This is a genomic window from Planococcus sp. RAB007_Raresut, from assembly GCF_057369535.1.
In genome coordinates, this window is sequence record NZ_JBXYIF010000007.1 from 23,908 (window position 1) to 39,526 (window position 15,619).

The 15,619-nt window shown below is 43.8% G+C and carries 18 protein-coding genes and 1 riboswitch; of the genes, 3 read left to right on the plus strand and 15 right to left on the minus strand.

Annotated elements, in window-relative coordinates:
- Positions 1-140: 140 nt before the first annotated feature.
- On the minus strand, positions 141-1,634 hold the full coding sequence (locus AC2Q9J_RS14835) for a leucyl aminopeptidase (protein WP_499041122.1): 1,494 nt from the start codon (positions 1,632-1,634) through the stop codon (positions 141-143).
- A gap of 150 nt (positions 1,635-1,784) precedes the next feature.
- On the opposite strand from AC2Q9J_RS14835, the gene AC2Q9J_RS14840 reads away from it, so the two are divergent.
- Entirely contained in the window at positions 1,785-2,261 is a 477-nt protein-coding gene (locus AC2Q9J_RS14840; RefSeq protein WP_499041124.1) for a divergent PAP2 family protein, read from the plus strand.
- Between the two features lie 39 nt (positions 2,262-2,300).
- On the opposite strand, the gene AC2Q9J_RS14845 is transcribed toward AC2Q9J_RS14840, so the two are convergent.
- The 6 genes from AC2Q9J_RS14845 to AC2Q9J_RS14870 all read right to left on the minus strand — a co-directional run bounded on the left by AC2Q9J_RS14845 (position 2,301) and on the right by AC2Q9J_RS14870 (position 6,504).
- Positions 2,301-2,630, minus strand: a complete 330-nt coding sequence (locus AC2Q9J_RS14845; protein ID WP_499041126.1) for a YuiB family protein — start codon at positions 2,628-2,630, stop codon at positions 2,301-2,303.
- A 101-nt stretch (positions 2,631-2,731) separates the two neighbouring features.
- A complete protein-coding gene (locus AC2Q9J_RS14850; protein WP_499041128.1) occupies positions 2,732-3,811 on the minus strand; it encodes a YkvI family membrane protein in 1,080 nt (359 codons plus the stop codon).
- 188 nt (positions 3,812-3,999) lie between these two features.
- Positions 4,000-4,125, minus strand: a complete 126-nt coding sequence (locus AC2Q9J_RS14855; RefSeq protein ID WP_158241206.1) for a YuiA family protein — start codon at positions 4,123-4,125, stop codon at positions 4,000-4,002.
- A gap of 214 nt (positions 4,126-4,339) precedes the next feature.
- Positions 4,340-5,554 carry an NAD(P)/FAD-dependent oxidoreductase gene (locus AC2Q9J_RS14860; RefSeq protein WP_499041130.1) on the minus strand — a complete coding sequence of 405 codons (1,215 nt, stop codon included), beginning with the start codon at positions 5,552-5,554 and terminating at the stop codon, positions 4,340-4,342.
- A 230-nt stretch (positions 5,555-5,784) separates the two neighbouring features.
- Positions 5,785-6,147: a HesB/IscA family protein gene (locus tag AC2Q9J_RS14865; RefSeq protein ID WP_499041132.1), complete on the minus strand. Its 363-nt coding sequence runs from the start codon at positions 6,145-6,147 to the stop codon at positions 5,785-5,787.
- Positions 6,148-6,267: 120 nt separating this feature from the next.
- Entirely contained in the window at positions 6,268-6,504 is a 237-nt protein-coding gene (locus AC2Q9J_RS14870) for a NifU family protein (RefSeq protein ID WP_112224421.1), read from the minus strand.
- Positions 6,505-6,587: 83 nt separating this feature from the next.
- On the opposite strand from AC2Q9J_RS14870, the gene AC2Q9J_RS14875 reads away from it, so the two are divergent.
- Complete coding sequence (locus AC2Q9J_RS14875; RefSeq protein ID WP_499041134.1) at positions 6,588-6,911, plus strand: YuzD family protein; 324 nt, start codon at positions 6,588-6,590, stop codon at positions 6,909-6,911.
- A gap of 165 nt (positions 6,912-7,076) precedes the next feature.
- On the opposite strand, the gene AC2Q9J_RS14880 is transcribed toward AC2Q9J_RS14875, so the two are convergent.
- Positions 7,077-8,144, minus strand: a complete 1,068-nt coding sequence (locus tag AC2Q9J_RS14880) for an NAD(P)/FAD-dependent oxidoreductase (RefSeq protein ID WP_499041137.1) — start codon at positions 8,142-8,144, stop codon at positions 7,077-7,079.
- 232 nt (positions 8,145-8,376) lie between these two features.
- Between AC2Q9J_RS14880 and AC2Q9J_RS14885 the strand changes: the two genes are divergently transcribed.
- On the plus strand, positions 8,377-8,613 hold the full coding sequence (locus AC2Q9J_RS14885; RefSeq protein WP_084242491.1) for a YuzB family protein: 237 nt from the start codon (positions 8,377-8,379) through the stop codon (positions 8,611-8,613).
- A gap of 21 nt (positions 8,614-8,634) precedes the next feature.
- Here AC2Q9J_RS14885 and AC2Q9J_RS14890 read toward each other — a convergent pair whose 3' ends face one another.
- The 7 genes from AC2Q9J_RS14890 to AC2Q9J_RS14920 all read right to left on the minus strand — a co-directional run bounded on the left by AC2Q9J_RS14890 (position 8,635) and on the right by AC2Q9J_RS14920 (position 15,616).
- On the minus strand, positions 8,635-9,399 hold the full coding sequence (locus AC2Q9J_RS14890) for a TIGR01457 family HAD-type hydrolase (RefSeq protein ID WP_499041139.1): 765 nt from the start codon (positions 9,397-9,399) through the stop codon (positions 8,635-8,637).
- On the minus strand, positions 9,386-9,844 hold the full coding sequence (locus AC2Q9J_RS14895; RefSeq protein ID WP_499041141.1) for a DUF86 domain-containing protein: 459 nt from the start codon (positions 9,842-9,844) through the stop codon (positions 9,386-9,388). The genes AC2Q9J_RS14890 and AC2Q9J_RS14895 overlap by 14 nt, the downstream gene beginning before the upstream one ends.
- An 84-nt stretch (positions 9,845-9,928) precedes the next feature.
- Positions 9,929-10,288, minus strand: coding sequence for a YutD family protein (locus tag AC2Q9J_RS14900; RefSeq protein WP_499041142.1), 360 nt, complete (start codon positions 10,286-10,288; stop codon positions 9,929-9,931).
- 198 nt (positions 10,289-10,486) lie between these two features.
- A complete protein-coding gene (locus AC2Q9J_RS14905) occupies positions 10,487-10,609 on the minus strand; it encodes a MetS family NSS transporter small subunit (protein ID WP_121636333.1) in 123 nt (40 codons plus the stop codon).
- Positions 10,610-10,622: 13 nt separating this feature from the next.
- The gene (locus tag AC2Q9J_RS14910) at positions 10,623-12,143 is read right to left on the minus strand and encodes a sodium-dependent transporter (protein WP_499041144.1); all 1,521 of its coding nucleotides are present in this window, start codon (positions 12,141-12,143) and stop codon (positions 10,623-10,625) included.
- A 194-nt stretch (positions 12,144-12,337) separates the two neighbouring features.
- Positions 12,338-13,915, minus strand: coding sequence for a Na+/H+ antiporter NhaC family protein (locus tag AC2Q9J_RS14915; RefSeq protein ID WP_499041146.1), 1,578 nt, complete (start codon positions 13,913-13,915; stop codon positions 12,338-12,340).
- Between the two features lie 109 nt (positions 13,916-14,024).
- Positions 14,025-14,206, minus strand: a riboswitch (Lysine riboswitch).
- 66 nt (positions 14,207-14,272) lie between these two features.
- The gene (locus tag AC2Q9J_RS14920; protein WP_499041148.1) at positions 14,273-15,616 is read right to left on the minus strand and encodes a bifunctional metallophosphatase/5'-nucleotidase; all 1,344 of its coding nucleotides are present in this window, start codon (positions 15,614-15,616) and stop codon (positions 14,273-14,275) included.
- Positions 15,617-15,619 lie beyond the last annotated feature (3 nt).

Here is a 15,619-nt window from a genome sequence, read left to right on the forward strand (position 1 = left end):
AGGGCAAAGAGGTGCTCCTGCATTGCTGCGCTAGCTTGTAGACATAAAAAGATGTGCAGCGAAATGGTTAAAGCAGATGATGTTTCTCGATAGTCTGAAAAAACCTGCAGACAATTGAGTCTGCAGGTTTTTCTATGGATTTATTTTTCTTCGGCCAGACTTTCGACCATCATCGCCAATGTTCTGACCATTGCACCTGTCCCGCCTTTGGGGCCAAGATCATGTGCGGCCGATGTAAATGATGTTCCCGCTATGTCCAAATGGATCCACGGTGTATCTTCAACAAATTCGCCGACAAATCCGCCACCGAAAATCATATGGCCATCGCGGCCCGGTGAGTTATTCAAATCAGCGACGTCGCTTTTGCGCAAGCGCTTCTTATCATTTTCCGTTAACGGCAAGCGCCATACAAATTCCCCTGTTTCATTGGAAGCTTCCAGGAATTCCTCGAAAAATGCTTCGTCATTTGTGAGTGCCCCGGTTTTGTCCATACCGAGAGCAACAATAACGCCTCCTGTAAGCGTAGCAACATCAATGATGCGGGTTGCGCCTAATTGCTTGGCGTAAGTAACGGAATCCGCCAGTACCAATCGTCCTTCAGCATCTGTATTGAGAATTTCAATCGTTTTTCCGCTTAAAGATGTAATGACATCATCCGGCTTGAATGCATTGCCTGAAACCATATTGTCTGTAGAAGCAATCACTGCAATCACGTTTTTAGCTGGTTTAAGTTCCCCGATAATTTTCATCGCGCCAAGAACCGCTGCAGCTCCGCCCATGTCGCCTTTCATGCCGACAATACCGTCTTTCGGTTTCAATGAATAACCGCCTGTGTCAAAAGTGATTCCTTTACCGACAAGAGCAAGCGGATCTTCAAATGATTCAGTCGCTTTGTATTTCATTACAATCAAACGTGGCTCTTCAATAGAACCCTGGTTTACAGCCAGAATAGCGCCCATCCCCAGTTCTTCCATCTGCGCTTTATCGAGGATGTCCATTTCAAATCCATATTGTTCACCGAGTTCCTGCGCATAATCAGCGAGAGCTGTAGCCGTCAGGATATTCCCTGGCATATTGACCAAGGTACGCGCTTCGTTGACCGACTCACCGAAAACCTGTCCGATTCGTGCGGCTGCCTCTATGTCTTCGCCGTTTTCTTCTGTAAGTACCGATATATTCTCAAGCTCTACTTCCGTTTCGTTGGAAGAAGTCTTGTAATCCGCAAAGCTGTACATCCCCATCCCGATTCCTTCTGCTGCAAGATACGCCGCATCTTCTGCAGTAATGTCATCGTTTTGGAATGAATCAAGGTATATGGCAGCGTGTTTAATCTTTTTCTTAACCAATTCTTTGCCGGCTAATCCAAATGCTGCTCGGATGTCATCTTCATTCATTTTTTTGCGGTCATCCATGCCGATGAACATAACTCTCGGAATGTCCCCCGACAAAGTCGGGTATGTAATGATGTTTTTTTTATCGAAAGACAATTCATTTTTAACCCAATCCTGTAATTTCCCTTCGAATCGTTCTGCGAAACCATCCCATCCATTTGTATTTTCAGGATGACGCGTAAGTCCGACAATCAGAATATCCGCATTGTTTTTCTGCTCGTGGTTTTGTACTGAAATATTCATTGGTCTCCTCCTCATTATCTGTTCTATTTCAGTTTAGCATGGATTTCGAAAGCTTAGTAGTTCGACAGTCGAAATTGTTTCTGACAGGAAGAAAAAAGAGAGTATGCTATACTGAAGCAATAGATTTTATTTTGAAAGGTTGATAATTGAATGGAGTTATTCTCGAATACCCCCTTAATGATTGCCCTATTCGCAATCATCTTTGCCCAGTTCATAAAAATCCCCATTCAATATGCGGTGACACGGGAACTGGAATGGAGGCTCTTCACTTCCACCGGCGGAATGCCTAGTTCGCATTCTGCTGCAGTGACTTCACTTACAACTGCAGTCGCTTATGAGCATGGTGTCGGTTCGACAATCTTTGCGGTTTCGACCATGTTCGCCGTCATCACCATGTACGATGCGACGGGGGTCAGATTCCAAGCGGGTCAGCAGGCATTGACGATCAATAAAATGCGTATGGACCTGCAATTATTCATGAATGAAACCAGAAACTGGCCAAAGAAAAAAGAAGAAGAAAAAATAGAAGAGTTAAAAACACTATTGGGCCATAAGCCTAGCGAAGTATTCATGGGCGCTTTGACGGGTATTGCAATATCCGCTATCGTCTACAGTTTGATCCTATAAAAAAATCCGTGCAGGCCAAATTGGCTCACACGGATTTTTTTAAAACATCTGATATCCCATTTTCCGAAGGACTTTCATAACAAAGCCGGCTGTGATTGCACCCGCAAATCCCGATAACAGAACAGCAATGTCTGTTCCTGTGAGAGATGTGATCGTATCGCCAAGCATACTGAATGATTCCCCGGGATTGGTGAAGTAATCAAAAACGCCAACGTCATCAATAACAAGGAGAATGACGACCGGATAAACGATTGCCATGAGCCAAGTCATGCGCAACAGCATATTCAGCAGAAAACCGATGCCGAAAAACATTACATAGAATAAAAGCATTGAAATAATTAATTGGACAATAGTGAATGAACTATTCATATATATACTAACCTCCGATATTCCTCTAATCAGTTTAACTGAAATATCTGGGGCTTTCAATCCGCTTGCCCATAGTTCATCACATTGACACAAGCCAATGCTTAGTTTGATGCTATTTTATTGTTTGCTCTGTCGTTTTTTCCTACTTTGCGGATATCCGCCAAAATCAATGCACCGATCAACAACAAGCCAAGATAGCCGACTGCTGGATAGAGCCAGTTGACTAGGGATGTAAAGCCGACGAAGCTGAGTGCAAAAGCAATGAGCCCTGCAATGATGACGAAAATGCGGAATTTCTTTGTACCGATTTCCGTAAAACGGGCAGAAAATGATAACAGCATGCTGACCGCTGTATTATAGATCATTGCGAAGATGACAACTGCCATAATAATGCCGAGTACCGGGGAAATATCATCGCCGATGGCAAGCATTGGCAGATCCGCTCCTCCAACGACATCCACTTTCGCAAATATCGCCACATAACTCAACAAGATAAGTAAGCCGAAGCCGAGTCCGCCAATCAAGCCGCCACGGGAAGCCACTTTTTCATCTTGTTCTGCGCCGCCCATGACGAGCGACATCGAGGCTCCCAGCGCGATGGCAAGCGATACATAATTGATTGCTGATAACAGCCAGTTCGGCGTTGCCGACAGCTGCTCTTTGGCCACCGGATCCAGTGAACTGAAACTGCCCTCCATCGTCATAACACTGTAGATGGCGATGCCTACTACCATCAAGATCAAGAACGGCGTAATGCTGGAAATCACAGTTATTACTTTTTTTACATTCATCATGATTGTCACGATGACCAGCACGATCATGATTCCGCGCCCGAATGCTGGCGCGAGATCGAACTGCTGGGAGAAAATGGAGCCGGCTCCGGCAATCATGACGACCAGAATACCGAATAATGTCAAAATCAATGTATAATCAATCACTTTTCCAAGCCATTTCCCACTGATGCGGTAGACGACATCTTCATGGGATGTCGTTTGCATGCGGCTTCCAAGGCTCGTCAGAATCATTCCGATATAGCCGAATAGCCCGGTCGCTACAAGAACACCGCCAAGCCCCCAATAACCGAAGCTTGTAAAGTATTGCAAAATCTCTTGTCCCGAAGCAAAACCAGCGCCCACAACAATTCCGATAAAGGCACTGGCTATTTTTAAACTTCTTTTCATAACACCCTCTCCTTTTTTTGACGATCTTACACTTAGATGATCCATAAAAGCACTTTATATATAGATGCTTTTTCATACCCTTAAAAGAGGGAGCATCAAACAATTCTTTGCTTTCCTGATTGCTTTTCCCGGCTCAAAAAAGAAAAGCACGGCGCAAGTTAGCGCCGTGCTTTTCAGAGTGAGCTATGTTATTTCTTTCCTGATCCCGAGCAGCAAGAGCACGTTTCCGATCCGCCCAAACGCAATTGGAAATAACCTTGGCCTGCGCAATATGGGCATTGGTTCGTTGATTTGACTTGTTTGAAATTCTTCATCCGAAACACCTCCTCCTGCTATTGTTTTTAATATTCTGATAATATAACACGGTGGTTTAAAACTAGCAAGAGAAAGAAAACAATGTAAGCGGATACATTGAAAAAATTTTAACAATATCATAAAATGGACACAATTTTCACAATTATTAACTAATTGAAGGGGCTCTGGACAAAAATAAAGAAGCCTCCAGAAGGAGACTTCTTTTATTTAAGATTAAAGTACGTTGAACTTACCTTTTTTCATGACTAATTTTGGTCCGCCAACCATGTATAATGCACGGTTGTCGATCATTTTCTTCATGAATGACGCTCGCTTGCCAGTTACTTTTTTGCCGAATACAACACCAATAGCATCGTCATCGCCAAGTGAACAAACTGTACCTTTAAGATCAGGAATGAATGCCTGTGTGGTACCGCCTTGGATCAACGCTTTGAGGTTGGCAGCTGTTGCTTCTGCCTGTTGCATTGCAATTTGAGCTGTTGGCGGATATGGACGGTTTGTTTCTTCATTGATCATCAACGCACAGTCACCGATGATAAATACATCAGGGAATGCTGGTGCGCGAAGGTCTTTTTCAACTTTAACGCGTGCACGCATATTTTCGATAGGCGTAGTTTCGATCAATCTGTTGCCTCGAACTCCGGCAGCCCAAACAACAGTACCAGCTTTGATGAATTCGAACTCATCATCGCTCTTCTTGACATTGACGCCTTCAGGAGTCGCTTCTACAACCGGAGTCCCGATCGAGAATTCAATTCCTTTAGATTCAAGATGACCAACTGCATAGTTGACCAATTCAGGATCAAATCCAGGAAGCACCATCGGAGCAGCTTCTACGCAGACTACACGAACTTTTTCACGAGGTACATCAAACTCTTTGCAAAGTTCAGGTACACGGTTCGCCAATTCGCCCAGGAATTCGATTCCTGTGAATCCAGCACCACCAACAACGATAGTCAGACGGCTGTCGTCTTTGACTTCTTCAGTTGACCAAGTGGCAAATTGGAATTCGATATGTTCGCGGATATAACGCGCCGCTTTCACATTCGCAATTGATAAAGCGTATTTATCTAGTCCTTCGATACCGAATGTTTCACCTTCAAAACCAAGGGCGATGACGATATAATCATATGTAAATTCGCCATTATCCGTAAGGACTTTCTTGCCTTCAACGTCGATTGCTTCGACAGTAGCTTGAACGAATCTGACTTTGACAGGATCAATTACCTCTTTAATATCATAACGGACCTGTTCTGGAGTCATTGTTCCAGCTGCAGCTTCATGCAGCCATGTGCTTTCATAATGGTATTCGTTTTTGTTGATCAACGTGATGTCGACTTCGTCTGTTCCCATAAGTTTTTGCAAATTCACTACAGTAGTCAACCCACCATAGCCTGCACCTAATACTAAAATTGACGGTCTTTTCAATCTAATCGCAACCACCTTCGAGTCATTTTTTAAATCGGAAAACCATAAATTACGTTTTGTAATGTTTCCAATTTACTCCTACACTCTATATTAGCCTTTTTAACTAGTGATTTCAACTGGATAGCACCAGATAATCCCCCAGTGTGAGTAAACAGATTATTCCCCATTTTTCATAAAAAAACCTTCTGCGCCACACAACGTGAGCAGAAGGTTTTCTCATTTTAAATTAATCAGCAGCTTTCAGGTGTTCCTGCTTTTTTCGCTGTACGGAATGAAGTGCCGCATCCGCATGAAGCGATGGCATTCGGATTTTCAATCGTGAAACCTCCGCCCATCAGCGATTGTTTATAATCGACGACAGTGCCTTTTAATATCGGTGCATCATCTTTCGCAATAAGAATCGGGATCCCGAACTGTTCATAAAGGTCATCTTCCGCACCTTGTTCTTTTTCAAATCCCATTCCGTACGTCAAACCGCTGCAGCCTCCGCCGTTAACAGCTACACGCAGAAAAGAATCTTCTTCTTCATTATGCCGCATCATTTCTTTTACCTGAAAAGAAGCGGCTTCTGTAATTTCGACTACCTGTTCCATTACCTGTCACCCTTTCCTTTCATTTATCATATCAATAAATCCTTCCAGCGTACAAGAAAGCTGGCTTGCTTACTGCTATTATACAAACAGAAAAAGGGACCTGCAACAGGTCCCTTGGCTTTAAAATACTTGTTCTACCTCAACTATGCCAGGAACTTCCTCCGTTAATGCGCGTTCAATTCCAGCTTTTAATGTAATAGTCGAACTTGGGCAGCTTCCGCATGCGCCGAGCAGACGAAGTTTTACGATTCCATCTTCAATATCGACGAGTTCACAGTCGCCTCCGTCACGTAAAAGGAATGGACGCAATTTATCTAAGACTTCCATTACTTGATCTTCCAACAATGCTTCAGTCATTAATATCGACTCCTTTCATTATAATCATTATAATGTGATTAGAAGGAAAAAGCCACTAATGAATTCACAGGAGGTTCTTTTTTATGACAAAGAATATTGCGATTGAAGTATACGGGGCGGAAGTAATCTGCGCCAGCTGTGTGAATGCTCCGTCATCCATTGATACGTATGAATGGCTGCAGGCTGCCATACCAAGAAAATATAAGGATAAGCCATTTTCAATTACTTATATCGATATTGAGAAAGAGCCCGAAAACGATCGCCAAAAAGACTATATCGAACGCATCCAAAATGATGAATTTTTCTATCCATTGGTGCTTGTGGAAGATGAAGTTGCAGCTGAAGGATACGTCCAATTAAAACCGATTTATAAAGAACTCGAAAAGCACGGATTTAAGGCGGAATGAGAAGGCAATGAATTCGATAGATATTCCCCGCTATAATAAAATTGATATTCATACTTGTTTCAAATATACAAATAGGCTTTATATCTGTAGTAACTTAAAAAAAATATATTATTCTTCATTAAAAAAAGCGCTCATCACTGAGCGCTTTTTGTTTTTGAATCAGTATCAACCGTTATGCCATTTGTACATCCATAATACACCGGATTTCATCAGGCGTGCAATGCGCCCTGTGACTGTTCGGTCTGCAAGGTAGGCGAAGCCTTGTTTCTTGCCTAATGAACCAAGGAAGCCTTTCAGTTTGATCTCAGGCATTGTTTCAGGAAGCTCTTCGCCCTTCCAACGCATCTTAAGCACTTTGACAATCTGTTCCGCCTGCTCTTCAGCAAGCTGCGCAGAAGGTGCCATCGGCAAAGCTGCACAGTCTCCTACGACGTAGACATTTTCATTGGCGGGTAATTGATGGTATTGGTTAATGACTAGACGTCCGATCGAGTCACCTTCCAAGCCAAGATCACGTACCGGTTTAACCGGTTGGATGCCAGCTGTCCAAACAACCGCATCAACCGAAATAGTCTCTTCGTGGTTATAAAGCAGGTTCGGTTCCACTTTTGTGATATTGGAATTCGAAACAACGTCAACGTTATGGCTATCGAACCATTTTTTCACAAAGTTGCTTAAACGTTCTGGAAAATCGCGCAAAATACGCGGGCTGCGGTCAAACAATTTAATCTGTAGGTCTTCGCGGCTTTCACGAAGTTCACTCGCCAATTCGATTCCGCTTAGCCCCGCACCCACTATACCGACAACCGCATTAGCCGGCAGACCTAACAAAGCTTGGTATGTCCGTCTAGACTGTCCGATAGTTTGAATACTATACGTGCATTGATCAGCACCAGGCACATTATGGTATTTATCCTCACAGCCCAGTCCGATTACTAAATCGTCAAAGTCGATCCGTTGGCCGTTTTCCATGAAGATGCACTTTTCTTCAATGCCGATCTCCAAAATTTCGCCATTAACTAATTTAAGGCGGTCATGCTCCGGAAAATCGACTCGGACATCCTGATCAGATTCGGTACCGGCAGCCAAAGCATAAAACTCTGTTTTCATGCTGTGGAATGGCGTACGGTCGATCAATGTTATTTCCACGTCCTGGGGTAAACTGCTGGGCAATAAACGAAGCAATATTCTCATATTGCCGTAACCGCCGCCTAATAAGACTAGTTTTCGCATAAATATCTCCTTTAACTTTCTTCTGTCTACTACTTTCTCACATCAAATTATATAGGATTGTGATAACTTTCACAATATCTTTCAGAAAAGCGTCAGCGCCCGTTTTCCCCGACAAGATCGAAGCTACTCGAGGGGACTGGGCCGCTGGAGTCTAGACACATAAGTGAAGAAATCAAATAATTGACTTTACCCCTGAAAAAAGGTAGGATTTCGAAGTAGCGAGGTGAGCTTAATGAATCCAATTGTTGAATTTTGCGTCAGCAATATCGTCAATGGAGCCCAGGATGCTTTTGAAAAACTCGATCGGGACCCAAATCTCGATGTGTTGGAATATGGCTGCCTGAGTTATTGTACGAAATGCTCCGAAACTCTTTACGCCCTAGTGAACGGCGAAATTGTCGAAGCAGATACTCCCGAAGAACTTACACAAAAAGTGTATGAGTTTATAGAAGAAAACCCATTATTTTAAGCCATCATTCCGATGGCTTTTTTAAATTTCCCAATAACTAAGATTTTCTATCGCATACGTAGGCGGAACGTCCTTTTTAACCGCATCTTCCATCGGCGTCACGCCCGTATTGACATGAATCGTATCGACACCGAAGCGGATACCCGCTTGAATATCAGTGTCGTAATTGTCTCCGATCATGACCATGCCTTCTTTATTGCAGCCGATTTCATATTGGATCGCTTCCAGCATATGCATTTCGGGTTTGCCGATAAAGACAGGTTCTACTCCTGTTGATGAAGAAACCACCTTTGTAAAAGCCCCATTTCCCGGCATGAAACCTTTCTCTGAAGGAAAAGCCAAATCCCTGTTCGTCGATAAAAAGACTGCCCCTTTACGGACTTCCAGGCAGGCGGTCGCCAGTTTCTGAAAGTTGATATTCCGGTCAATGCCCATCAGCACAATGTCCGCATTTTCTTGAACTCTTTCAATCGCTTCACCTTTAAGCGCTTCTTCCACACCATCTGTTCCGATCATGAAAACTTTTTTCCCCGGATACCATCTTTTAATGTACTTTGCTGCTGCAATTGATGAAGTCATAATATGTTCAACCGGCGACACGATGCCGAATGCCTCCAGCTTTTCCGCAAATTGCTGCTGAGTCATGGATGCATTATTCGTTACATAATAAGGTTCAATGCCTTGCTTTTGCAGACGATGAATAAAATCGGCCGTTTCCGGTATCAATTCTCTGCCTCTAAATACTGTGCCATCCAAGTCGAGGCAATATACTTTATAATCCTTCATTTTTTGTCTCCGGGATGAATGCAGATACCGGTCCCAGTTCATGAACAAGATAATGTTCCACCTTAGGGCCGAATGCTTCCAATTCTTTAAAGGCGCCATTCAGAACTTCAATAATATTTCCATGATCCATCTTCATAAAATCACGAACCAACGATTTACGTAAACCGATCACCCGTTTCAAAGGTGCATCCATTTCAGGCGAAATCACTTTTTCGTCAGTTAAGATATCAATGATGTCATCATAACTGCCGGGGTCCCTCATGATGAAACCATCAATCATGCTGTTGCCGACATCTATGATGGATTCGACGATATTATGCGTAAGCCGCTCCAACGCCAATTGGTCTTCAAGACTGTTCCAGCTCGATTTCTTTTTATATAATTCCAATAATGAATTCATATAAGCGATTGTTTCTGTAATTTTGCTGCGATCAATAAAATACATGTATAACCCTCCAACAGGTATAGTTTCTATCTATATATTATCATTACCTATAATAGCATAATGGCATAAAAAAACCCCGTTGCATCATGATTCTGCAACGGGATTTTCCTCTGTCGATTGCTCTGCTGTTTCAATTTCTGTTTCTGTAGCTTCCGGTTCAGCTACAGGTGCTTTGCCAACTTTTTTGATGACGAAATAAGCACAGCCGAAATTGCAGTATTCATATAAATAATCCTGCAGCGTGCTGATTTTGGTGTCGTAGCTCGCTTTATGGTTGGTGTCTTCAAAGAAACCCTTCAACCGCAGCTGGCCATAGCCCCAATCGCCAAGTATGTAATCATACTTGCCTAAAATCTCGCTGTAACGGTTATTGATCGCTTCTTCCTGAAATCCTTCGCGGTAATCGATGACGATTTCATAATTCCACTGGTCTATAGTAATCAAAACATTCACCATCCATTTACTTTAGCCTTCAGGCAAAGGCTTGCTTTTCAACGGCGCATTGCAAGCAATCTCCTTTTGAAAACCTGGAAGCCTGTCAACCATTCTCTTTCCCAAATGTACCATAAAGCCAACAGCCTAACAAGGAACAGTGCATCCAAAATAAAAACTCCGGAAACATAAAGTTTCCGGAGTTTTTCATCAAGCTGCGTTGTCAGCCTTGTTCTTTTTGCCGCTTCGTACTGCATGGAATATGCTGGCAGCCAAGCCGCCCCATAAAAGCACGATACCAATAATCATAACTACGATTGCGCTTACTTCCATAGCGTTAACCCCCTTATTTTTCTTCCTCGAATGCCGCGTGGCTCTTATGCCATTTGCCGAGTGAGAACAAGATTCCTAAGATCAGAGCACCAGCTGCTACAGCGACTCCTCCGAATAATGTGAACATATCGGAATAGCCTTCGTAGTTTCCTGTGTCATTATCGAACTCTTGAAGAATGTTAAGTTTCAGCAATCCGAACATCATATAACCCAATACGATTGGAGTTATGACACCAAGGCTGAATTTCCACCATCCGCCAAGGTGGATGTCAGAAATAGCATTCGCATGAGTTTTAAGGTTATCTGCTTTACGCAGGATCCATACAACCATGACAACTTCCACTAGGCCGACTGCTGCAACACCGAATTGGTTGATGTAGTAATCTGCTAGGTCAAGGAAGTAAAGACCGCCTTGAGTAGCGAACAAAATGGAAATTAATGCAGCCAATCCTCCACCGAAAGCAACCGCTTTGCGGCGTGAAGTTCCGAATTTCTCAGAAATTGCTGCTACATACGTTTCTGTTATTGACATCAAGGAAGTTAATCCTGCAAGAGTCAATGACAGGAAGAACAGGACACCGAAGAGCCCATTCAATCCTGGGAACTGGTTGATGATTTGTGGGAACACCACAAATGCCAAACCGACTCCGGCAGTAGCTACGTCAGCTACTTCCACTCCGGATTGCGCCGCCATGAAGCCGAGTGCAGCGAATACCCCAATCCCTGCAAGCAACTCAAAGCTTGAGTTGGCAAATCCGGTAATGAAAGCGTTATTTGTGATGTCCGATTTTTTCGGAAGATAACTTGAATAAGTTATCATTATGGCAAAGGCTACGGATAAACTGAAGAAGATATGTCCGTAAGCAGCAACCCAAACCGACGGATCCATGATAGCATCAAAATTCGGTTCGAAGAATGCGTTAAGACCCATCATAGCTCCATCCAAAGTAACAGCGCGAATTACTATGATAAGGAAAATGACCACCAATGTCGGGATGAAAATGCGGTTGGCAGCTTCAATCCCTTTCTTGACTCCAGCCATTAAAATGCCCAATGTAATTGCCCAAACCAGCACTAATGGAATGAATACTCCCCATACGATATCGCCGGTTTGCCCCGGGACGTCTCCCAGTTGCAGGAAATCTCCGAATAAGAATGCTTCTGTGTCATTCCCCCATGCCTGATTGACTGCGAATATTGTGTATCGCATTGCCCAGGCGATGATGACTGCATAATAGACGGATATGACGAATGATACAAGTACGGCCCACCAGCCAAGCCATTCCGCTTTCTTGCCGCTCATGCGGAAGAATGACAATGGCGCTGATCCACGGTATTTGTGCCCGATGGTGAATTCTAAGATTAGAATCGGTATCCCTGCGGTTAACAGAGCGAATAAGTACGGTATAAAGAATGCTCCTCCACCATTTTCATAGGCCACATACGGAAAACGCCAAATGTTTCCCAAACCGATTGCCGAGCCGACTGCCGCCATGATAAAACCGGCGCGTGTCCCCCATTGCGAACGTTCCATAATTTCTCCCCCTCTTTACGAACTTCCAATTTCCTTACAGAAAAATGGGAAGTTTGTATATTTTCAGATTATTTTCTAATCTAAAAATAGTATACCGAGCGGGTAGTTCAAAGTAAAGACGATTTCTTATATTTTTTGAAAAAACTATTATTACAATAATAAAAAAGCGGAGAGATATTCTCTCCGCTTTCCTTTTACTGAGCGTTTCTGGCTCTTTCGAGTATTGTTGTTCTTTGTGACCAAACTACGAATAGTATTGCAAGGATAACAACAACAGCAATTATTGACCATAGAAGTGAACCAGTCAAGCCTATGACTAAATACCCTGCAGAGGCGATTGCCGCAGCTGTCAAAGCATATGGGAGCTGGGTAGCAACGTGATCCATGTGATTGCTCCCCGCTCCAGTCGAAGATAAGATCGTCGTATCTGAAATCGGAGAACAATGGTCACCGAAAACAGCACCCGCAAGGACTGCCGACAGCGATGCCAATAACAATTCAGGCGCCGCTTCAATCATGATGGTACCGGCGATCGGCAATAGAATACCGAACGAACCCCAAGATGTTCCGGTCGAGAAGGCCATTACTCCAGCTAACAGGAACAGCATCACAGGAAGAACTGAAACCGGAATATTTCCATCACTCACAACTCCTGCCAGATAAGTACCTGTCTCAAGTGCACCGATCAGGTAAGTCAGAGACCAGGCAAAAATCAGAATCAGTACTGCTCCGATCATCGATTTGATCCCTGCCCAGATCCCTTTTCCAATCCAACCGGCATTCGCAGTTTCATTTTTATTCATTTGCAGCAGGTATAGAACAATGGATGTGATTGTTCCAAGGAGTCCACCAACCAGCAAGGACAAAGGAACATCGGTGTTTTCAAAGATCAGCCAGATATCCATTTGCTGGCCGGCGTTTTGATAGCCCGTCCATAACATTGCGGCGATTGTCCCTGCGACCAATACAAGAATCGGAAGCAATAAGTCAAGAACACGTCCATGGGAATGCGAAGGAAATTCTTCCTTCATTTCTCCAGGGATCGATTTTTCAGGGTCGTAAAGCTGTCCGTTTTCGATTGCGTTGATCTCGTGCTTTTTCATTTCCCCGAAATCGACATCACGGTAGGCAACGAAGAATACGATGGCCAGTGCAGCAATTACATAGAAATTCATCGGCGCCATCCAGAGGAAGGCTTCCAAAGCGGAATATTCCACAAATGTCTGCCCGGCAAGAATCGTAGCGATGATTCCGATGATTGCCGCTCCCCAGCTGGAAACCGGCGAAACCACACAGACAGGTGCTGCAGTTGAATCGATGAAATAAGCGAGTTTCGCGCGGGACACTTTATAGCGGTCAGTTATGGGGCGTGCAACCTGTCCGACTGCCAAAGCGTTGAAATAGTCATCGATAAAAATAACAATACCCAGCGCGACGGTAAGAACTTTTGCCCCGCGGCGGGATTTGACGCGTTTTGAAGCCCAGTCAGCGAAAGCATGGCTTCCTCCGGACAAACTGACGAATGCAGTTATGATGCCCAGCAATAATAAGAAGAGAAGTATAAAGACATTATACGCATTAAAGCCTTCATCCCAGAATATCACCTGAAATGATGTGAGTAATTCCTGCATGGCACCAACCGGCGCGAATGATGTTAAAATGAGCGCTGCAGAAATGATACCTACGCCCAAAGATAATAGTACCCGCCGGGTAAGTAATACCATTACGATTGCGATAATCGGCGGCAGGATCGAGAAGATCGTGTTTTCCATGAATAGTTTCCTCCTATTTTTTGATGGAATAGAATGGAGAAAAAAAGCCGGCTCTATCCAAAGGGACAAGTCGGCTTCCTACAATTCGTCTGTGCGGTAAAACATCAAACAACCCTGTAGCTCTCCATTTATGCAAGCATAAATGACAGTGACATCCCTATTAAGGATGACCCCAGCCTCACTTCCCGGTGACAACGGAAAATGGACTTCGGCAAAATCGCCTTTCAAATATGATCATCGCTGTCACGCTCACATATTTTACTTATCGGTTTTGCAGCCTCTACCCATCGATATACAATTCTTTGTTAGCATATACTAAAATTGTTTTGAAATCAAGGTCAATTTCATCCAGTTTGCTTACCGTACCGTGTTTCGCGAAAAATAATCACTGAATACGTCCCGGATAAATTCAGGCATAAAATAAGTTTTCGGAGAGCGTTTAAACTCCGGAAAGAAATAACCGAAAGTGAACATATCCAATGTGATGAGTTTATATACACGGTCACTGTCAGCCAGCTGGCCATTTATATATAAATGATGATTGTCCATGTCCATTCCTGTGCGGATCATCTTCCCAAAAACAGCTCCCCTGAAACCTAAGCCTTTCAACTCAAGCTGCGGCCATTCGGAATTCATCGACTGAAGATAAATTTCCTTTAATTCTGCGCCTGTCAGCTCAATCATGCACGGATTGATGGGATGTGGAAGCATCCGGTGGAAATCGTAACGCGTAATTTCGCCTAATGGCATATCTTCCATAAACAGGCCTGCGTTGAATAGCGCACAATCCGCTTCCGAAAATTCAATCATGGCCTTGCCGAATAACTGAGCCAATTCCGACTCCTTAAACCACTCGGCTTTAAGAGCTGAATCATTGTAGAATACAGCATCTCTCATCAATTCCTTGCCACTTTCCCGCAGCTTTTGGTCGTAGCTGCCATCCGGATTCTCCAATTTCTCTGTCTCAATCAAATAAGCTTTTTTCTTCTTCAGATCTTCTTCAATGATAACGTGTCCGAGATAAGCTCCGAATTTGCCTGCCGCTCCGAGCAGCACATCGCCGATCATCTTTCCTTCGTGAAAAATGTGATGCGTATGCGCGCCCAATATCAGATCAATTTCGGGACAGCTCTCAGCAAGGATTTCATCTTCTCTGATTCCGAGATGAGACAGACAGACAATAAAGTCTGTATCCGCTTTAATCTCATCCACTGCCTGAATAATCGATTCGCGCGCCGCAGTTATTTTCCACCCCAGCCTTTCATAAAACGGAGTGAATTCTGCAGTCGCTCCCACCAGACCGATGCGCTTGCCCTCAGGTGTCCGAAGTATTTTATGCGGCTTGGCCCAGGGCGGCTGTTCCCCATTTTCACTTAATAAATTGGAAAGGATGACATCAAAATCCGCTTCATTGTACAGTTCATCCAACTCTTCCTTGGACAAAGTAATTCCTTCATTATTGCCTATGGTCACAGCATCATATCCTGCTTGGTTCAGCAATTCCACATTTCCTTTTCCTGCTGTTCCTTCAGTAAATGGATGCGAACGGTCCACATGGTCGCCAATGTCCAATATAAGGCAGAAATCGCCCATTTCGGCGTGCCAGCGCTTCCGTTCAGCCAATAAAGCATGGATACTCGGCCAATTGCCAAAATGGCTGTGCAAATCATTTGTATGATATATATGAATGGTTTCAGCCATTTT